The organism is Streptomyces sp. (assembly GCF_031178505.1).
Lineage (GTDB): Bacteria > Actinomycetota > Actinomycetes > Streptomycetales > Streptomycetaceae > Streptomyces > Streptomyces gulbargensis.
The window spans coordinates 1-2,361 of record NZ_JAPSIW010000924.1 but is presented as its reverse complement, the minus strand read 5'-3'; the positions used below and the strand labels follow the sequence as shown (position 1 = coordinate 2,361).

3 protein-coding genes are annotated in these 2,361 nt (G+C 74.2%); 1 reads left to right on the top strand and 2 read right to left on the bottom strand.

Annotated features, from left to right (window positions below; all coding sequences use genetic code 11):
- The first annotated feature begins 212 nt into the window (after positions 1 to 212).
- On the top strand, positions 213 to 1,199 hold the full coding sequence (locus RIF68_RS34535; protein WP_309055440.1) for a helix-turn-helix domain-containing protein: 987 nt from the start codon (positions 213 to 215) through the stop codon (positions 1,197 to 1,199).
- Between the two features lie 301 nt (positions 1,200 to 1,500).
- On the opposite strand, the gene RIF68_RS34530 is transcribed toward RIF68_RS34535, so the two are convergent.
- Together RIF68_RS34530 and RIF68_RS34525 are read right to left on the bottom strand one after the other, a co-directional pair.
- Positions 1,501 to 1,812, bottom strand: coding sequence for a hypothetical protein (locus RIF68_RS34530; protein WP_309055438.1), 312 nt, complete (start codon positions 1,810 to 1,812; stop codon positions 1,501 to 1,503).
- A 161-nt stretch (positions 1,813 to 1,973) separates the two neighbouring features.
- A partial coding sequence (locus tag RIF68_RS34525) for an SDR family oxidoreductase (RefSeq protein ID WP_309055436.1) occupies positions 1,974 to 2,361 on the bottom strand: 388 nt, incomplete at its 5' end.

Below are 2,361 nucleotides of genomic sequence, written 5' to 3'. Positions count from 1 at the left end.
TGGTCGGTCCAGTGCAGGCGGACCGTGGCGTCCTCCAGGCCCGCGAGGTCGGTCGCGCCCCACGGGCGTTCCGCGGTGAATGAGGCGGCGTCGAGGAAACGCATCTGGGTTCTCCCTGGTCAGAGTCGTGTCGGCAGGCGGTTCGTCCATCGTGCGGGACGGTCCCGATCGCCGCGACAGGCAGAAATGACGTGAGACGTAAGGTTTCTGCCATGCAGCATGTCGTCGTCGCCCTGGCGCTTCCCGGGGTCGTCGCCCTCGATCTCGCCATTCCCGCGCAGGTCTTCGGCGCCCCGGGATCCCCGGGGCTCTACCGGTTCGGCCTGTGCGCCGCCGAGGCCGGGCCGGTGGTCACATCCACCGGGTTCGATCTCGTCGCGCCCCGTGGGCTGGAGGCCCTGACCGGGGCCGACACGGTCATCGTGCCGGGCTACGTCCCCCACGATCCGCCCGCCCCCGAAGTGACCGAAGCCCTGCGTGCCGCCGCGGCGCGTGGGGCCCGCGTGGTCTCCGTGTGCACCGGAGCCTTCGCGCTGGCGGCGGCCGGCCTCCTCGACGGGCGCCGCGCCACCACCCACTGGATGGACGCCGCCGATCTCGCCGGCCGCCATCCCCTGGTCGACGTCGACCCCGCGCCCCTGTACGTCGCCTCCGGAACGGTGCTGACCAGCGCCGGGTTCACCGCGGGCATCGACCTGTGCCTGCACCTGGTGCGCGAGGACCTGGGTGCGGACACCGCCGCCGAGCTGGCCCGCCGCCTGGTCGTACCGGCCCATCGTGAGGCCGACCAGGCCCAGTACATCCCCCAGTCCCTGCCCACCGACGGCAGCGGCATGGCCGACGTCTGCGCCTGGGCACTGGAGCACCTCGGCGACGCGCTGACGGTGGCGGACCTGGCCCGCCGCGCCTCGCTCTCGCCCCGCAGCTTCGCCCGCCGGTTCGCCGCGGAGACCGGCACCACACCGCTGCGCTGGCTCAACGCCCAGCGCCTCCAGGCGGCCCGGCGGCTGTTGGAGACCACTCGCCTCGGCGTCGAGGAGATCGCCCGCCGGACCGGCCTGGGGACCGCGACGAACCTCCGGTTCCACCTCGCCCGTGAGGCCCGGACGACACCCACCGCGTATCGGCGTGCCTTCCAACGCCTCCCCGCCGCCGAGCGACACCAAGGCCGACCGCGCGGGTCCGGGGTGTCCGCGTGACCGGCCGGGCAGGGGCGGATCGGGCGGTCGTCTTCTGCCGGGAAACGGCGGCCAGTCGGCCGAGGGCGCGGTTGAGGACCGACCGCCGCTGCTCCTTGCGGGCCGGGGAGGGGCCCAGGTCGTCGACGGCGCGTTCCCGGACGGTCATGAAGGTCTGCTTCCCGTCCGCGATGACCTCGGGGGTCGACGGGCCGGTGGTTCAGCCCGCCTCGGCGAGGGTGTGAAACGACCGTCGCGCCGTGTGGCCGCATCCGGGCAGGGGGGGCCGACCACCCCGGTCGCGCGGGGCCGGTCGGGACGATCACCAGCAGCGCGTGTGCGTGAACCAGCCCCAGCCCGAGCACCCCACCGGAACGCTCGGCATCTCGGCGGGCTCCGCCTCCGCCATCCGCTCCGGAGTCCAGTATTCGAGGACCTCCTCGCGGGAGGGTGTCTCGCGCTGCTCGTCCGCACCGTCGGAGCCCCTGTCGCCCGGAATCGCGGCCGACACGGCCACGCAGGAGAGTCCGATCGACCCGACCGACGCCGCGAGCAGGAGCCAGGCACGGAGCGGGACCCTGGCACGGCGGGGGAGACCGGCACTGCGGTGGCCGCGGCGGACGACGGTGCTCATCGCGTACTCCTGAGTTCCGGGGCGGTGTCATCGGTTCGTGGCTTCAGTATGCGTTCGCCGCGTCCGAGCCGCCAACGGCCGCAGGCGGCAGAGTTGTTGACGCATTCGCGTCGACGACTCGCGCCCCCACGGCCCGCGTGGGCCGGCCGGCCGGCCTCGGTTCAGTAAGCGAGCTCCCCGATCCCCCCGTCCACCCGCAGCACCGTGCCGGCGGTGTACGCGGACTCGTCGGAGGCGAGGTAGACGGCCGCCTTCGCCAGCTCGGTGGCGGTGCCGAGGCGGTGGAGGGGGACGGTGCGGCGGAGTGCCTCGTAGAGGGTGGCCTGGCGTTCGGGGCCGAGGGGGGCGAACGCGTTGGTGACGGTCGGGCCCGGGCTCAGGCCGTTGACGCGGATACCCCGGGCCTTCAGTTCGTGGGTCAGGCCGCGGGCGTAGGACAGCTGGCCGGCCTTGGCGGCGCCGTAGACCGTGGCGTTCTCGTGGCCGATGAAGGCGGAGCACTCGTGTCGAGGGCCGGTCTCGACCGGGCCGCCGCGCTGGCCGCGGTCG

What these genes read in the sequence shown, in the direction of transcription:
- RIF68_RS34535 (WP_309055440.1), top strand. Translation starts at nt 213, where the DNA reads ATGCAGCATGTCGTCGTCGCCCTGGCGCTTCCCGGGGTCGTCGCCCTC.
- RIF68_RS34530 (WP_309055438.1), bottom strand. Translation starts at nt 1,812, where the DNA reads ATGAGCACCGTCGTCCGCCGCGGCCACCGCAGTGCCGGTCTCCCCCGC.